This window comes from Rothia endophytica (genome assembly GCF_039543885.1).
Lineage (GTDB): Bacteria > Actinomycetota > Actinomycetes > Actinomycetales > Micrococcaceae > Rothia > Rothia endophytica.
The window spans coordinates 20,446-36,349 of record NZ_BAABKP010000001.1; the positions used below are offsets into that span (position 1 = coordinate 20,446).

The following is a 15,904-nucleotide window of genomic DNA, read 5'->3' on the forward strand; positions in this document are numbered from 1 at the left end:
CACAACAGCCACTCACCCTTGGAGTTTTCTTATGTACGGATGGATCTTCCGCCACCTACCCGGCCCTCTGTGGCTCCGCATCATCACAGCCATCGCGCTTCTCCTGGTTGTCATTTACGCCCTGATGGAATACGCCTTCCCGCATTTTGAGCAGTACAGCCCCTTCAATACGGACGTCACCATCGACCAGGTGCACTAGATTCAGCATCTGAGGCCCTTCCTGAGCACAGGTGCAGTACAGCATGCGATAAAATCGGGTCAGAACGAAAGGGCCACACCCATGACCAAAATTCTTGTCATCGATAACTACGACAGCTTCGTTTTCACCCTGGTGGGCTACCTACAGCAACTAGGTGCTGAAACCACGGTCATCCGTAATGATGAGCTCGATCTCAAGGAGACCATCGCACTCGCAAAGACCCATGACGGTGTACTTGTTTCCCCAGGGCCGGGCAACCCCGCTGAAGCCGGGGTCATCATCGATGTCATTCGCTGGGCTGAAAGCTCTCAGAAGCCCCTTTTGGGCGTCTGCCTGGGCCACCAGGCGATCGCAGAAGCTTTTGGTGGTGTAGTAGCCCACGCTCCCGAGCTGATGCACGGCAAAACCTCACAGGTAACGCACGAGGGGGAATCTGTCTTCAAAGATTTGCACAGCCCCTTTACCGCCACCCGCTACCACTCCCTCGCGGTGGAACCAGCCACCCTCCCTGCAGAACTTTCAGTGACCGCTCAGACAGAGAACGGGATTATTATGGGTCTACGCCATAAAACCGCCCCCCTGCACGGGGTGCAATTTCACCCCGAATCTGTGCTCACCGAAGGCGGCTACCTCATGCTGGGCAACTGGCTAGAAGGGGTGGGGCTAGAAGGAGCGGCAGGCCGTGGAGCTCAGCTCTCGCCGCTCATTACCTCCTAACTATTACCTCAGCCTCTTCGACTAAGCGCACGCTTTACCAAAAAATAAGGCCCGCCCTCATGCACGAGGGCGGGCCTTTATATGATGTTGGCCAGTTGTCGGGGTCCTTATTGGTCACCGGCATCGGAGGACTCAGCAGAGGGCTGATCAGCCTCCTCTTGAGGCTTTTCAGACTGGCTACTGGGCGTCGGGGTAGCCGGTGTTGTAGGCTGCGTGCTAGCGGAGGGCGTTGACGTCACCGCGGAGGGTGCAACCGTGGGAGCCGGAGCGACTGCCACACGGATGGTTACCGTAGATCCCTGTTCAATGAGAGTTCCTGCAGCCGCACTTTGAGAGATGACGGTTCCAGCAGGTTGAGAAGCGGTAGTGACATTCTCAATATTGGTGCTCAGCAGGGTGTCAGGGCCGGTGAGGGTGGCAATTGCCTGATCACGAGTGAGACCGACAAGGCCGGGAACTACCACCTTGCCGTTCGACAGAATGATATCAACGGTTGACTCGGCAGGAGCCATCTCATCAGACGCCGGATTAACCCCCACCACCATGCCATTGGGCACCGTGGCGCTATTGACCGTGGTGGTACGTCCAGCCACAAAACCAGCCTCAGCCAGAGCCTCACGGACATACTGCTCGCTCTGCCCCTCAAGGTTGCTGGGCACGGTAAGCATGGACGGACCGGATGAAACGGTCACCGTGATTTCGGTACCCTCTTCAGCCTCTAGACCGGTCACGGGCGAAGTCTTGATGACCCTGCCCTTTTCAATCTCGTCCGAATGTTCCTCTTCAAACTTCAAAGTGTAATTCAGGTTGCGCAGGGTGGTTTCTGCCTCCGCCTGAGTCATCCCCTGTACCGCAGGAATCATGTGCTTCTCAACCTCGTTGAGCTTGGCATTGTAATAAAGCACTGAGCCGATACCGAAAGCTGCAAGCAGAAGAATTAGCAGGGTGGTCAGAGCCTTACCCCAGGCACTGCGGCGGCGCTTCTTGCGGGCGGTTTCGGGGTCTTGCCCATAACCGTACCCGTAGAGCTCCTCGTCGGTGTACTCTGCCTGTGCCGAGTCGAAGAAACTACCAAGACCGGCTTCTTCAGTTTCGCGATTGCGACCGGTAGCGGTAGCACCAGCAGCCACAGCGCCCAGGCCAGTAGCTGCGAATACTGTGGTTGCTTCGGTGGGGTCATCATCTACCCCACCTGCAGATATTCCTGAAGCGGCATTCTTGAGGTCGGCGCTGAACTGTGCGGCACTTTGATACCGGTCGGAAGTATTTTTGCTAAGACCCTTTAAAACCACGTGATCTAGAGCGGGTGGTAGATTATCAGCAAAGACGCTCGGGGGCTGAGGAATTTCACTCAGGTGCTTACCCGCCAGTTCTACATTGGTGGGCGCATCAAATGGCGAACGGCCAGCTAGCATCTCATAGATAACGCAAGCAGCAGAATACACATCACTGCGGGCATCTACCGTCTCACCGCGTGCCTGCTCAGGGGAGATGTAGCGTGCGGTCCCCATCACAGTATTGGCCTTGGTGAGCGTCTCGCCTGCCTCCTCGGCAGCTCGCGCGATACCAAAGTCCATGACTTTCACCTGACCCGGATCACCGAGGGAAACATCCTCAGGCGTCTGGGGGAGCACCATGACATTAGCCGGCTTAATATCGCGGTGGATGATGCCTGCCCCGTGACTATATTCCAAAGCCTCTAGAATCTGGACGCCGTAGTTAATGGCATCAGACTGAGTGACAGCTCCCTGTGCCAAAAGCTCCCGTAGGGTTGTTCCCTGCACCAGTTCCATCACCATGAAGGGTACGGAGACAGTAGAGCTACCGGCCGTAGCCTCAAACGCCCCGGTATCGTACACACCCACAATGGAGTGATGGTTCAGAGCAGCCACAGCCTCAGCTTCTCGCTGGAAACGAGCGCGAAAAATCGCGTCCTGAGCGTGCTCAGCGCGCAAAACCTTCAGCGCAACCTTACGACCCAGCCGAGTATCAACTGCCTCATAGACAGTTGCCATCGCGCCCGAGCCAATGACAGAGCCAACTTCATAGCGCTCATCGATTGTTGTGGGAACCTGCTGGTCCATGTATTCACCCATCTTCGGTGGACTTAGTTACCGGTCTCTGCGCTGCTCGGTGTAGAGCTAGGCGTTGATTCGCTATCTGCTGTAGAGACGTCTTCTGTTGCTGGCTGCGATGACGCACTGGGCTCAGGGGTTGGTGCCCGAGCGACATAAATATTGACGCTACTGCCCACCTCAACTCGAGACCCGGACGTGGGGGAGGTGCGCAAGACGGTACCCGCAGTAGCACTCGTGGTTTCCTCAAAATGAAGCTGGACATTCACACCAAGGGCAGTGATCGCCGTGGCAGCCTCATCAGAAGTCATACCCTCCAGGTTACTCGGTAGTGTCACAGACTGTGGCCCCGCAGAGTACTGAATAGTGATAGTTTCCCCCACTTGCACGCTGCCGGTCGGTGAAACTGAGAGAACGGTATCAACAGGTTTATCGGAGGTAACGCCGGTGGTACGGGTAGAAAATCCCATAGTGGTGAGTTCGCTGACTACGGCATCAAGCGGCCTCCCCTCAAAGTAGGCGTTGTCGATATCAACCCGCTGCTTCTCGGTCTCCGTGCTTTCAGCTGTAGGTGTCGGCGAGGCATTGACCGTTGAAATTGTGCCAGATGCGGTGGGCGGAGTTTCTGTGGTGCCGGTGGAATTTGAAGCATTGAAAAGGACGAACCAAACAATTGCAGCCACCAGCAGTAGGGCGAGCACCAAAGATACCCAACCCCAGGGACTTTTTTTCTTTGGAGGTTCACTCCTATAGCTCTGAACGGGCTGGGACGCAGGAACACGCGCAGTTGTGGGCTCAGGCTCAAACTGCGCACCTGTGCCAAACCGTGCCGCAGTAGGGGAGACAGCCGTAGGGGCAGTAATGACCGCTGTGGCGTCCCCATCTGCGCCCTGGGGGAGGAACTTGCTCAAAGAAGGGACAGCCTTAAGCGCTGCAGGCATATCGCGGCGACGAATCGCATCGATAGCTGAAGCGAGAGCGGTTGCCGTTTCCGGTCGCTCGGCGGGATCCTTGGACAGCAGACACATAATGAGAGCAGCTGCTGGCGCGGGGACGTCCCTAGGCAGGGCAGGGGGCGGATCATTGACCTGCGCTAGCGCAATAGCAATCTGTGACTCACCGGTGAAGGGTCGTTTACCTGCCAAGCACTCGTAGCCGATAATACCCAAAGAGTACATGTCAGAAGACGCCGTTGCCTGCTGCCCTGTTGCCTGCTCCGGTGCAAGATACTGGGCAGTACCCATGACCTGACCGGTAGCGGTGAGAGGTACCTGGTCCGCCAAACGCGCGATACCGAAGTCGGTGACCTTAACGCGTTCGTCCGGAGTGACAATCAGGTTGCCGGGTTTGACGTCGCGGTGCACCAGCCCCTGAGCGTGGGCTGCAGCAAGCGCGCGGGCGCTCTGAGCCATGATGTTGAGGATGCGGTCGGCGGGAAGCTTCTTATCCCGCTCAATGATGGTAGAAAGAGGGTCTCCGGGTACCAGCTCCATCACCAGATAGGCTGAACCGTCTTCTTCGCCATAGTCAAAGACATTAGCCACCCCGGGGTGGTTAAGAAGGGCTGTATGGCGCGCTTCAGCGCGGAAACGTTCAAGGAAGCCGGGATCTCCCGTATATTCCTCTTTCAGAATTTTTACGGCGACGATGCGGCCTAGCACCTTATCGCGAGCCTTCCACACCTCACCCATACCGCCAATCGCGATACGTTCGGTCAGAGTGTAGCGACCGCCCAAAGTCATATCTACTGAAGGCCTCACTAGTTCAACACCGCCTCAAAAATTTGCTGGGCCGCACTCGTCGAAAGCTGCGATCCAGTTGTAGTATCTACATCTTCATACACTACCGCGATTGCCACCTGCGGGTCATTCGCGGGAGCAAAACCTGTAAACCAGGAGTTCACCGTGTCGGTACCTGTCTCAGCTGTTCCGGTTTTACCGCCGACAGAGACCCCGTCAACACCTGCTCCCGCAGCAATTCCCTGATCCACCGAATTAACCATCCAATCTCTCACCTGATGAGCTACCTCAGCGGAAGTGGAGCGGCGCAACTGCTCAGCTGAGAAATCGTAGAGCGAACTCAGGTTATGCGACTTGACCGAACGAATCAGGTTGGGTTTCATTTGCACCCCTTCATTGGCAATAGCTGCACTGGTCATCGCCACTTGCAGGGGGGTTGTTTTTACATCGTACTGACCGATAGAGGCGAGTGCTAACTGACTATCTTCCATGTTAGTGGGGAAGACGGATTGAGAGACGGTAAGAGGAATCGAAAGATCCTGCCCGTACCCAAAATTCTGGGCGGTCTGCGCAATTTGTTCTTGCCCCACCTTCATCGCAATCTGTGCGAAGGGTGTGTTGCAGGATTGCGCGAAAGCCCACTCAATCGTTGCCTCACTACGAGCTGTGCAATTACCGCCCAGGTAGTTAGGCAACGTGACATCGGTGTTGGGCAGGCTAAGGTTCTGGGGATTGGGGATGACCGAATCAGCCGTGTACTCACCGGACTCAAGGGCGGCCACTGCGTCAATAATTTTGAAGGTGGACGCCGGTGCGTAGGTGTCGCCCGCAATGGCACGGTTGTAGAGGGGCCGGTCGGGGTCTTCATTCAGTGCTGCGTACTCTGCAATAACCGGCTCTGCGTTGTGTGAGGCCAGCACATTAGGGTCGTAGGAAGGACTCGATACCATAGCCAAAACCTCACCGGTCTTGGGGTTCAGAGCAACAATAGAGCCCTTATGCCCCTGTAAGAGGCTATAAGACAGCTGCTGAAGCTCTCCATCAATCGTGAGCTCAACACTCGCGCCGGCAGCGGTATTACCCGTGAACATTTGAGCTATGCGGTCATAGAATTGAGCATCAGAGTTACCCGAGAGCTGCTCGTCCATGGCAGACTCCAGACCGGTAGCCCCGTAGATCGATGAGAAATACCCCGTTAAGCCCGCGTAAATATCAGCCTGTGGATAGGTGCGCTGGAAAGCATACCCATCATTTGACTCCACAGAGACGGCAACTTCAACACCGTCCACCACAATTGAGCCGCGCTGAGAACCGTAGCTCTCATAAAGAGTGCGGGAGTTCCATGCATTAGCTTGCAGATCCTTTGAGTCAAAGAACTGAACATAGGTAAGCGTTCCTAGCAGTAAAACAAAGATGCAAGCCGACGCAATCCAAGCTCTACGGATTGCTGTATTCATCCTCTACCTCCCTGTGGTGTGGTGGAGTCGGTGATACGAGAGATAACTGAGGTTGCTCCGTCTGCTTCGCTGCCGCTGTAGTCAACGCTGTCAGCGCTATCGAAGGCTTCTACCACATGGGGTGCACGCGCTGCGTGGGAGATAGCGAGCAGGATGGCTACGATAATCCAGTTAGAGAGCAAGGACGAGCCACCCGCTGACATGAAGGGGGTGGTGAGACCGGTGAGGGGAATCAGGCGGGTTACACCTCCAATGACCACAAAAAGCTGGATGACCATCAACGCCGAGAAACCCGCAGCAAGGAGCTTACCGAAGGCATCGCGGGTGCCAAGAGCTGCGCGGAACCCTCGCGATATCAGGAGCAGAAAAAGCATGAGAATTGCACCCAGGCCCATGAGACCTAGTTCTTCACCCAGGGCAGTAATAATCATGTCTGAGTTGGAATATGAGACCAGGTCCGGGCGTCCGTTGCCCCAGCCGCGCCCAAAGAGACCTCCCGAAGCTAGCCCGAAGAGGCCCTGCACAATCTGCCCCGAACCACCCAGGGGTTGGTTATAGATTTCCGGCTCAAAGGCATGCGTCCAAGCGTTGATGCGGTAGTGCACATGGGAGATGTAGTTGTAGGCCAGGAGACCTCCCGCCACCACGAAGAGTAAGCCCAGAGCGACCCAGGTCAGACGGCCGGTCGCCAGGTAGAGCATCACTAGGAAGATACCAAAGAAGAGAATGGCGGAGCCCAAATCGCGCTGGAAAACCAGTACCGCTAGGCTGATGAGCCAGGCGACCACCATGGGTGCCATATCCCTGAAGCGGGGTAAGCGTACCGGGCCAATTTTTTTACCCGCCAGAAGAATAAGATCTCGATGCGTTGATAGATAGCCAGCAAAGAATATAGCCAAAGTTATTTTGGCTAGTTCGCCGGGCTGGAAAGTTCTGCCACCCACAGAAATCCAAATTCTTGCACCATTAATCTCAAGACCCAGGAAGGGCATGAGAGGCAAGATCAGCAAGAGTACTGATGCTAGAAGGGAGATGTAGGTGACCTTCAAGAGGATTTTATGATCCCGCAAAAAGAAGAGCACAACGGCTGAGACCACCATCGCCAGGCCCGTCCACATCAGCTGCATGGCACCCGCGTTGGCCGGGGTAGTGAGGTCAATACGATAAATCATTGCCAGCCCCAGACCGTTAAGAGCTACAGCAAGAGGCAGAATAAAAGGATCGGCGTAACGAGCACGCAGGTACATCACCGCATGCAAGATAAGCGCACCCACCCCCTGCACCAGCAGAGCCTGCAACCACATGCGGTTCTCAACTGCACGATCAGGGTCAATGAGGTACATAGAAATGGGGCACAGAGCTATTGCGCACAGCGTTAGAAGTAGCTCGGTAAGCCGGCGGGAGCGCGGTGTATCCACGCGTGAAACTGTCGATGCTTTATTCACCCCTACCTCCTTCAGTGGCGCTGGGCTGAGGCGTTGGGGTTGCGGTTGTCACGGTGCCGGGGGTAACCCGAGCAGGTAATTGTTCCCGCAAATTCTCCACCACTTGTTGCGCCTCTTCTTGGCTACTGACCGTGATGGTGCCGTTAAGGAGGGACTGAGAAAACTCCGGTAGGTCGCTGACCTTCACGTCAGTTTCTTCAACCACACTGTGCAGAGTAAAGGGCCCTAAGTTCTGATTAATCCCGTTAAAGATAGCTACCTGCTCACCTTGAAGACCCACGTAGTACTGGTCCTTGGTCCAAGAGAAGAAGATAGAGGCCGAAGCGGCTACAACAGCCAAGGTTAATGCCGCCACAAAAAGGCGCATAGGCCAGCGGTGGGGCGCCGGGTGCTCCTCCTTGAGAGCGGCCCTAAACTCTTCTGGTAGTTCGGCCGGCTCAAGCCCGGCATCCCCCTGATGAGAGAGGGTAGCGAGATTTTCTGCGGTGCGCGCTGTCACCGCCGGGATCATGCCCGTCCGAGTAGCATTAGCAGCAGCACCCACCAACTCATGGGGTCGCTCGGCAAGCTCCCTGCGCAAGACGGACGCCGGGGTAGGCTCGGACTCCTGGCTATCGGGGTGTTCCATGATCGCGTCCTCGGGCTTATCAACGCCAGCCCGAACGGTCATGGCATTAAAAACGCCATCCGAGAAGGACTCACCACGCCACTTGCCGTGCCGTAGAGCATTGCGTGCCTTTGCGTGCTGGGGGAGGCGGCGGCGCCAGGGGGTGCGGTGAAGGTCATCTGAACCCTCATCCTCAGAAGATGCTTCCCAACCGGCGTCCACGGTTTCATCAGTGCTCTCGGCAGGGCTGCTTTCTGCCTCTTGCTCGACCGTGGGGTGGACACCCACTAGCTGGCCGTCCGTGCCGTACTTACGCACGGGAATAATGGGCTGAGGTGCGGTCACCGCTGTAGAAAGAGATTCCTCTTCAATAACCGAAAGGGCGACTACTGTGACGTTATCGGGTGCCCCCCGCTCCAGCGTCATATCAACCAGGAGGTCGGTCATCTGCCCCAGGTCATCGGTGGAGCGCATCATTGTCTCAATTTCTTCTACCGAGACCACTGCGTCCAGACCATCGGAGCTAAGAATCCACTTTTCGCCCACTTGGGCATCTAAGGTGCGCAACTCAAGCTCGGGGGAGGCATCTACGTCGCCCAGAACTCGCATAATGACGTTCTTGTGCGGGTGCAGAGCTGCATCTTCAGGCGAGATACGCCCCTCCTGAAGGAGGCGCTGTACAAAAGTGTGATCGGTAGTGACCTGTTCAAAAATCCCGCCCCGCAAACGGTAGGCGCGCGAGTCACCAATGTGCGCCATCTCGATATGGTCCCCATCAATGAGAAGGGCGGTGCAGGTGGTCCCCATGCCTGCCAGGCGCGGGTTGAGATCAACCAGCTCATTCATGATGATATTGGCGTTCACAATTTCATCGGCCAGGTAAACTCCAGCGTTGCCGTCGAAACCTGCGTGGTCAAGGGGAGCTAGATCAAGCACGGTGGTGGCCGAGGCGACGTCGCCGCCCACGTGCCCGCCCATGCCATCAGCAACTACCGCAAGGTAGTGGCCTGCGTAGCCTGAATCGTCATTTTTAGAGCGCACCCTACCCACATCGGAGCGGGCGGCAAAGCGGAAAGCGATGCCCATATTTAGGCTTTCAACTGCATGGTAGTGCGGCCTACACGGAAATTCTGCCCTACTTCGATGGGGGTGGCACGCGTCAGGCGCTGTTCACCCACGAAAGTGCCATTGGTAGACCCCAGATCCTCAAGGAACCAGCGGGAGCCTTGCGGGAAAAGGCGGGCATGGTGGCCTGAGGCGTAGTCATCTTCTAAAGACACCTCAATATCTGAGGAGCGACCCATAGTGACGGGCTGATCATCAAGGCGCATGACAACCCCCGCCTGGGACCCGTCAATGATAGTGAGCTGGGTGGCGCGAGGCCGAGGCGCGGGGGCGACGCTCGGGTGCGTTAGGGAGGCAGGTGTCATGGTGTCTGCTGAAGCCTTGGCGGTGCGCACATTGCGGCCTACGCCTAAATCACGACGCGAAGCAGCTAGAACCATGAACACGAAGAGCCACAGCAAAATCAAGAATGCAAAACGCAGAACTGTCACGGTAATTTCTGACGCCATGAGCTACCCCCTGCGAATCATGAGACGAAAAACAATGCGGGCCCGGCCCATCTCAATCACCGATCCGTTGGTGATTTCGGCGCGACCCATTAGGCGCTGTCCGTTGATGTAGGAGCCGTTGGTGGAGCCCAAATCGACCGCCAGGTAGGCGCCGTCCTGCTCCACAATTTCTAGGTGCCGGCGCGATACCCCGGTGTCTTCAACGGTGATATCAGCACTAGAACCTCGGCCTAGAGTAACCGGCAGGGCACGAACCGCTATGCGTTCACCATTAACCTCCAGGACTACCTGCGGCTTGGGAGCTACAGACCCCGGGCGCTGCCGGGGAAGGTCAGCCGCGGGCACCGGCTGAGTGCGAGCCTGCTGGGCAGGGCGCGTAATGCGGTTCGGTAAAGAAGGAGGGGTAGAGGCCGGGTATGAACCTGAGTCAGCGCGCTGATGCCTAGTTGTTTTACTGGGTGGGGCTGCGTCGGGAGCGGGTGTAGCTACCTGCTGCTGCATGCCAGTAACGGTGAAGTCATCGGGCTCCAGCTCATCACCCACGGCAAAAGTAACGCGTACCGCGCCGCGCAGGGAATAACCCTGAGTGCGGGCGTGCCGAATCGCTACGTCGCAGAGCTCCTCAGCGAGAGGGACCCCCCACTGCTGGGCGCGGGAAAAATCCTGGCTGGAGAACTCAACGGTAAAAACGTTAGGTGCAATGGTCCGGCCGGACGCGATCGCATAGGCCTTCTTGTCCATTTCGGTGCGTAGGCGGTTAGCGATATCAACGGGTTCGAAAGCTCCACCTTTGCTGAAGGTGCCGCGGACAGCCTTTTCTAGGCCCTGTTCGATTCTGTCAATGAATCCCATGCTTGCCTCCTTCAACAAACGTATGTGGTGAGCTCCGCCGGGCGGGCGGTTGCGGACTGTGAACCATAGTGGGGCACAGTCTAAAACACCAGTCTAGTAGATAACCGTAAAAACACCCTTGGAAACACTGGGCACTACCCGTCAGTAAGGCTCACTCAGCTAGATTCTGGCACTGCAGGGCAGTGATTGGTGTGACCTATTGCATGTAGACTGGATAGTTTTTGGTTGGACACCCTCACCGGGCCTTGTGTATAGTTATCTTCGTTGCTCATTCGGCAACTCAAAAATGAATAATGCGCAAGTGGCGGAATTGGCAGACGCGCTGGCTTCAGGTGCCAGTGATCGCAAGATCGTGGGGGTTCAAGTCCCCCCTTGCGCACAGAGAAGAAAAACCCGTTTCCTTTTGAAGGAAGCGGGTTTTTTTGTTGCCTGCGGTTTCCTGTGCCCTCTGGAGTTACTTGGCCTGCCCTCGTGTGCTGGTGGTGCCGCGGCACCCTGTGCGGCTCAATAAATAGAATACACATACTAATAAATATAGAATATGTGTACTAGTATGTGGGTATGAAAGCAGTCCTTATATCCAAGATTCGCGCACTGCAGCCGTTGCATCTGCCTCTGCCGCCCACGCTGATACCCGCCGGCTTCCCCTCGCCGGCGCAGGACTACCAGGCCACCAGCATCGACCTCAATGAACTTCTCATTAGGGATAAAACTTCCACCTATATCTTCCGCGTTACTGGCTCGTCCATGGTGGATGCAGGCATAGCGGACGGTGATGAAATTGTGGTGGATCGCTCCATCACCCCTGTGCCCGGGGACGTCGTGGTCGCCAGCCTAGACGGTGAATTCACCGTTAAACGCTTCATCATCGACCGGCAGGGTCAGGGTTGGCTCACCCCCGAAAACCCTCAGTACCCCGCACTGCGCATAGAAGCCCTCTCAGACTTCACGATCTTCGGGGTGGTGACCAGGAGCATCCACCATGTGCGCTGATACCCCAAGAACCCTCATCTTTCACGTGGACATCAACTCCTGCTACACCTCCTGCGAAAAGCTGCTGGACCCCTCCATCGGTAACCGCCCGGTGCTCGTCCTTTCTAATAATGACGGGTGCATTATTTCGCTGGACGCCGCCGCGAAGGATCTGGGCTTCATCATGGGCCAACCCTGGTTCACCGTGCAAGAGAAAGCAAAAGAGCTGGGGGTAGTAGTACGGTCATCGAACTACGAGCTTTATGGGGACATCAGCCACCGAGTCATGCTGCTGCTGGAGAGCTACGCCCAGGAATTTGAGCAGTACAGCATCGACGAAGCCTTTCTCACCATCACCGCCAGCCTGCCCCAAGCACGGGTCCTGGCCCGTCGGATCAAGGAGGATCTGGCGCGCAGAGTTGGCGTGCCGGTTTGTGTGGGGGTGGCGGCGTCCAAGACGTTAGCTAAGCTGGCCAATAGAACAGCCAAGAAAATACCGGCCCTCAGGGGCGTCTGCGTGTGGGACGCCCTCCCGCCCCAGCGGGTGGATGCCTTGTTGAGCACCCTCCCTGCAGGAGAAATATGGGGTGTGGGGAGCAGGGGTGCTCAAAAACTAGCGGGTATGGGAATTCTCAGTGTCAAAGACCTGAAAGAGGCCTCGCTGGGGCTGATTCGCAAGAGGTTTTCGGTGGTGCTCATGCGCACGGTGCTTGAACTGCGCGGGGTAAGAGCGATTGAGCTTGAACCTGAGCGGGTTTTTAAAGATCAGATGATGTATTCCCGCTCTTTTTCTGACCCGGTAACCAGCGAAGACACTATGCGCCAGGTTCTGAGTATCTATGCCCAGCGTGCCTCTGGACGTCTGGCCAAGAGCGGGCAGGTTGCTGGGTTAGTCAGCGCTTTTTGTTCGACCTCCCGTTACGCCGCAGGAGGTTTTGTACGCGCTGACGTGCAGGTGAAACTGCCTGCGCCTACCGCTGACCCTATTATTCTCACTCAGGCCTGCGCCCAACTGCTGGAGCGCGCCACCTTTGGGGCGGTGAGGTACGCCAAGGCAGGGGTGGTGGTCAGTGACCTGACGCCGGCTGGCGCTACTGCTCTGCTAGACCCCTTTGCCCTCAGCCACGAAACCCGTGATATCGCTGGTTTGGTGCACAGCATCAAAGAAAAATGTGGCCCGCGCTCTCTGGGAGTTGGGTACGGGGGGCTGGCCCAATCACCTGCCTGGGAAATGAAACGCGAGATGCTTTCCCGACGCGGCACGACCCACTGGGCAGAACTCCCGGTCGCTGTCATCAAGTAATTCTCGGCGCGGGCGCGCCACCTGCATATAGCTATAGCCCATGCTGGTCTAATAGAACTTAGGTTTTAGGTGAAACTAATAGACCGCCCACGAGGCGGACGCTGATAGGCAAGGAGGGCGGTCTATGCCGACATCCAGGGGGCAGGAGCTGCCTTTAATCGTGCAGAAGGGTGCCGGGGCGTCCTTACCCGCTCAAATCGTGGAGCAAATACGCCCGCTCATCGAGACGGGAGTGCTCAAAGCTGGTGACCTGCTGCCCTCAAGTCGAGATTTAGCCCGCCAACTGGGTGTCTCCCGCGGCACGGTGGTTTTCGCTTATGAGCAGCTCATCGGTGAGGGCTACCTGCAAGCCGGTCACGGGGGCACCAGGGTGGACGCTCACCTGCGGCACCGGCGCCTAAGCCCACACAACTCCGGCCAGAGAAATTCGGTTCTTGACCCTGAATCGGGTAAAAACGCATCTGTTGCGACCGCTGTAACCGCCGGTATGCCAGCTAGCGCACCCGGTCAATCTGCCGTAACCCCCGAAGAGCACCCCGCGCCTCTTCGGCACGGCGTCATTAGCCTCTTGCCTGGCGCTCCTGACACCACCCTTCTTGCGACCACCGAGTGGCGTGCCGCCTGGCGTCGTGCGGCCGCCAACCCCGCTGATGGCTACCCCGCAGCAGGATCCACCCAACTGCGCACCCACATCACTGAGCATCTGCGCCTCACCCGCTCAGTTCTGCGCTCACCTGACGACGTGCTAGTCACTGCTGGTGCCCGCGAAGGCTTCCGCCTCTTACTCACCCTCTTACGCCGCCGTGTGCGCAACCGCCCCTTGCGCATCGCGGTGGAAAACCCTGGCTACCCCTCCCTGCACCGCATTCCACAGGCCTTCGGTCACACAGTGATCCCCATCCCCGTGGACGAGCAGGGGCTTGACCCGCAATATCTACCGACTGGCGCCCAGCTACCGGACATCGTCCTCGTGGCCCCCAGCCACCAGTACCCACTAGGGGCCTCGATGCCCGCTGCCCGCCGCCTCGAACTGCTGGAATGGGCCCGCACTCACCAGGTGCTTATCGTGGAGGATGACTACGACTCCGAACTGCGCTACACCGGCGACCCCCTACCCGCCTTGGCCGCCATGGACCGACCCGCTCACCACACCCACCCCGCAGGTGGTGGGGACCGTGTTATCACGCTGGGCTCCTTCGCCAAAGTGCTCACCCCGGGCCTTAACCTAGGATTTTTAGTGATGCCCAGACATCTGCGCGATGACCTACTCCACCTCCGCGCTGACTTGGGTAACCCGGTACCAGCCCTGGTTCAGGACGCCGCTGCTGATCTGCTAGCAGCCGGTGGGGTGCGCCGCCATATCGCCCGCATGCGCAAGGTCTACCGCGCTCGCCGAGCCCTGGTGGTTGAACAGCTAGGCGACCTGCCCGGGGCAGATATTCTGCCCATGGACGGCGGTCTGCACGCGGTCTTACAACTACACTCCACTGCTGATGGGGAGGCTGATCTAGTGGAGCGGGCTGAAGGTGCAGGGGTGCTGGTTGCGCCCTTGGGCTCCTACTGGTCGGCCCCTGCCGGGGTGGAGGTCTCAGAGGTAAGCGAGTCGAAAGGTGATGAGCTTACCACCGCTCCGTTACCCCTGAAAGGGGTTGTCATAGGTTTTGGTGGAATGAATGACCGGAAACTGGCAGAAGGGCTACAGCGCTTGCGCCGCGTCCTCTGATGCCCCTGTAAAAGTTGATACCCTTAGCACCACTGGCGCGCCCTTAGAGTGCACTCACTATATGCCTCACACCGCCCAAACGTGAGAGGCCACCCGGGTTCGCTACACTGGAACGGTGACTCACGAAACTGATGCCCCCACCCCCGTACCAGACCGCCGCTTAGCTGCTGCTCTGGCAGCTCCCACCGCCACCCACGCTCTGGTTTTTCTCATCTTTGGGCTGGTAACGGTCTTCTGGCAGGAACCCACCCTCACCGTTATCACCGTGATGCTTACTGCCTACCTGCTGGCTTACGGCGCGGCGTCCTTCTTTACCTCCCGCGCCCTCTTGCGTGAGGGGGATGACCAGAATAGTCAGGTCTTCACCTCCATCGCAGGCATTCAGGCAGGTGCCGGTGTGCTGGTGCTTCTGCTGCCGCGTGGGGAGTTCTGGCTGACTCTGGTGGTGTGTGTGGCTCTGGGCCTCACCGGCGTGTTGAAAATGCTGGCGGGTATGCGCACCAAAGGACACAACCCGGCAGCCCGTGACTGGCAACTTGAAGGTGCCATCATCACCATATTTGCCGCCGCTCTGCCGGTAGTGTCAGAAATCGGGGACAAGGCCATTATGGGCACCGCCGGTGCTGGTGCACTTATTGCCGGTGTCTTTGTCATGATTGGTGCTCTTACCCTGCGCTCCGCAGGTAAAGGTGTCTAGGTTACCTCTGTAACCTGCCCCCGCGGTCAGGCAAAAAACAGTTTGACCCCGTAGACTGGTCTGAGCACATTTTCAGGAGGAATTAGACGTGACTCAAAAGCCTGGCTCAGAAGAGCGCGGTTTCAAAGCCCAGGTGCGCGGGCCCCTTATCATCGCCTTTGTTCTGGCGATAGTGGCCTTTTTGTGCACCTTCATTTTTGCGACCGGCGGCACCGATAACGCGCCTCAGCTGGTGCTTGCTCTGACGGTTGCCGGCGCAGTTTTTGTGGTTACTTTGGTCATGTGCGCCACTCTCATTTTGGTGGAGAAGCCCAATGATCCCTCACTGGGTGAGGGCACCGGTGTGAATCGGTCCTCCGCTAAGCTCTACGCCGAGGCGCGCGCCCGCCGCGAAGCTGAAACCAAGCGTCGTGAGGCCGAAGAAAAAGAGCGTCTGGCCCGCAAAATTGATGAAGCGAACGCCGCCAAGGACGCCCAACAGAAGCAGCCCGGCGCCTAGCCCTATCGTTTTCTGCAGAAAGCCCCGCCAGATGCACCTTGGAGT

At 57.5% G+C, this 15,904-nt stretch carries 14 protein-coding genes and 1 tRNA gene; 8 read left to right on the forward strand and 7 right to left on the reverse strand.

Annotated elements, in window-relative coordinates:
* The first annotated feature begins 31 nt into the window (after positions 1 to 31).
* Positions 32 to 199, forward strand: a complete 168-nt coding sequence (locus ABD982_RS00105) for a hypothetical protein (protein ID WP_251379649.1) — start codon at positions 32 to 34, stop codon at positions 197 to 199.
* 81 nt (positions 200 to 280) lie between these two features.
* On the forward strand, positions 281 to 916 hold the full coding sequence (locus tag ABD982_RS00110) for an aminodeoxychorismate/anthranilate synthase component II (RefSeq protein WP_251379648.1): 636 nt from the start codon (positions 281 to 283) through the stop codon (positions 914 to 916).
* Positions 917 to 1,023: 107 nt separating this feature from the next.
* Here the strand turns inward: ABD982_RS00110 and pknB are convergent, their stop codons facing one another.
* From pknB to ABD982_RS00145, 7 genes are read right to left on the reverse strand one after another with little or no spacing between them, the layout of a single operon-like run.
* Positions 1,024 to 3,000, reverse strand: a complete 1,977-nt coding sequence (gene pknB / locus ABD982_RS00115) for a Stk1 family PASTA domain-containing Ser/Thr kinase (RefSeq protein ID WP_345443149.1) — start codon at positions 2,998 to 3,000, stop codon at positions 1,024 to 1,026.
* Positions 3,001 to 3,023: 23 nt separating this feature from the next.
* A complete protein-coding gene (locus ABD982_RS00120) occupies positions 3,024 to 4,751 on the reverse strand; it encodes a protein kinase domain-containing protein (protein ID WP_251379646.1) in 1,728 nt (575 codons plus the stop codon).
* Positions 4,751 to 6,187, reverse strand: a complete 1,437-nt coding sequence (locus tag ABD982_RS00125) for a peptidoglycan D,D-transpeptidase FtsI family protein (protein ID WP_345443153.1) — start codon at positions 6,185 to 6,187, stop codon at positions 4,751 to 4,753. The genes ABD982_RS00120 and ABD982_RS00125 overlap by 1 nt, the downstream gene beginning before the upstream one ends.
* Entirely contained in the window at positions 6,184 to 7,632 is a 1,449-nt protein-coding gene (locus ABD982_RS00130) for an FtsW/RodA/SpoVE family cell cycle protein (protein ID WP_251379644.1), read from the reverse strand. Before ABD982_RS00130 ends, ABD982_RS00125 begins: the two co-directional genes overlap by 4 nt.
* Positions 7,625 to 9,325, reverse strand: a complete 1,701-nt coding sequence (locus ABD982_RS00135) for a PP2C family protein-serine/threonine phosphatase (RefSeq protein WP_345443157.1) — start codon at positions 9,323 to 9,325, stop codon at positions 7,625 to 7,627. The genes ABD982_RS00130 and ABD982_RS00135 overlap by 8 nt, the downstream gene beginning before the upstream one ends.
* Positions 9,326 to 9,327: 2 nt before the next feature.
* On the reverse strand, positions 9,328 to 9,813 hold the full coding sequence (locus ABD982_RS00140; protein WP_345443160.1) for an FHA domain-containing protein FhaB/FipA: 486 nt from the start codon (positions 9,811 to 9,813) through the stop codon (positions 9,328 to 9,330).
* A 3-nt stretch (positions 9,814 to 9,816) separates the two neighbouring features.
* Entirely contained in the window at positions 9,817 to 10,665 is an 849-nt protein-coding gene (locus ABD982_RS00145; RefSeq protein WP_345443162.1) for an FHA domain-containing protein, read from the reverse strand.
* A gap of 295 nt (positions 10,666 to 10,960) precedes the next feature.
* Between ABD982_RS00145 and ABD982_RS00150 the strand changes: the two genes are divergently transcribed.
* The 6 genes from ABD982_RS00150 (at position 10,961) to ABD982_RS00175 (ending at position 15,859) form a co-directional block, all read left to right on the forward strand.
* A tRNA-Leu gene (locus ABD982_RS00150) sits at positions 10,961 to 11,044 on the forward strand.
* A 182-nt stretch (positions 11,045 to 11,226) separates the two neighbouring features.
* On the forward strand, positions 11,227 to 11,658 hold the full coding sequence (locus ABD982_RS00155; protein ID WP_251379638.1) for a LexA family protein: 432 nt from the start codon (positions 11,227 to 11,229) through the stop codon (positions 11,656 to 11,658).
* Complete coding sequence (locus ABD982_RS00160) at positions 11,648 to 12,940, forward strand: Y-family DNA polymerase (RefSeq protein WP_345443166.1); 1,293 nt, start codon at positions 11,648 to 11,650, stop codon at positions 12,938 to 12,940. Before ABD982_RS00155 ends, ABD982_RS00160 begins: the two co-directional genes overlap by 11 nt.
* 124 nt (positions 12,941 to 13,064) lie before the next feature.
* The gene (gene pdxR, locus ABD982_RS00165; protein ID WP_345443169.1) at positions 13,065 to 14,663 is read left to right on the forward strand and encodes a MocR-like pyridoxine biosynthesis transcription factor PdxR; all 1,599 of its coding nucleotides are present in this window, start codon (positions 13,065 to 13,067) and stop codon (positions 14,661 to 14,663) included.
* A 115-nt stretch (positions 14,664 to 14,778) separates the two neighbouring features.
* Positions 14,779 to 15,360 (forward strand): DUF308 domain-containing protein, encoded by a 582-nt coding sequence (locus tag ABD982_RS00170; protein ID WP_251379636.1) that lies wholly within the window; start codon positions 14,779 to 14,781, stop codon positions 15,358 to 15,360.
* A gap of 88 nt (positions 15,361 to 15,448) precedes the next feature.
* Positions 15,449 to 15,859: a hypothetical protein gene (locus ABD982_RS00175; RefSeq protein ID WP_345443173.1), complete on the forward strand. Its 411-nt coding sequence runs from the start codon at positions 15,449 to 15,451 to the stop codon at positions 15,857 to 15,859.
* Positions 15,860 to 15,904: the final 45 nt, after the last annotated feature.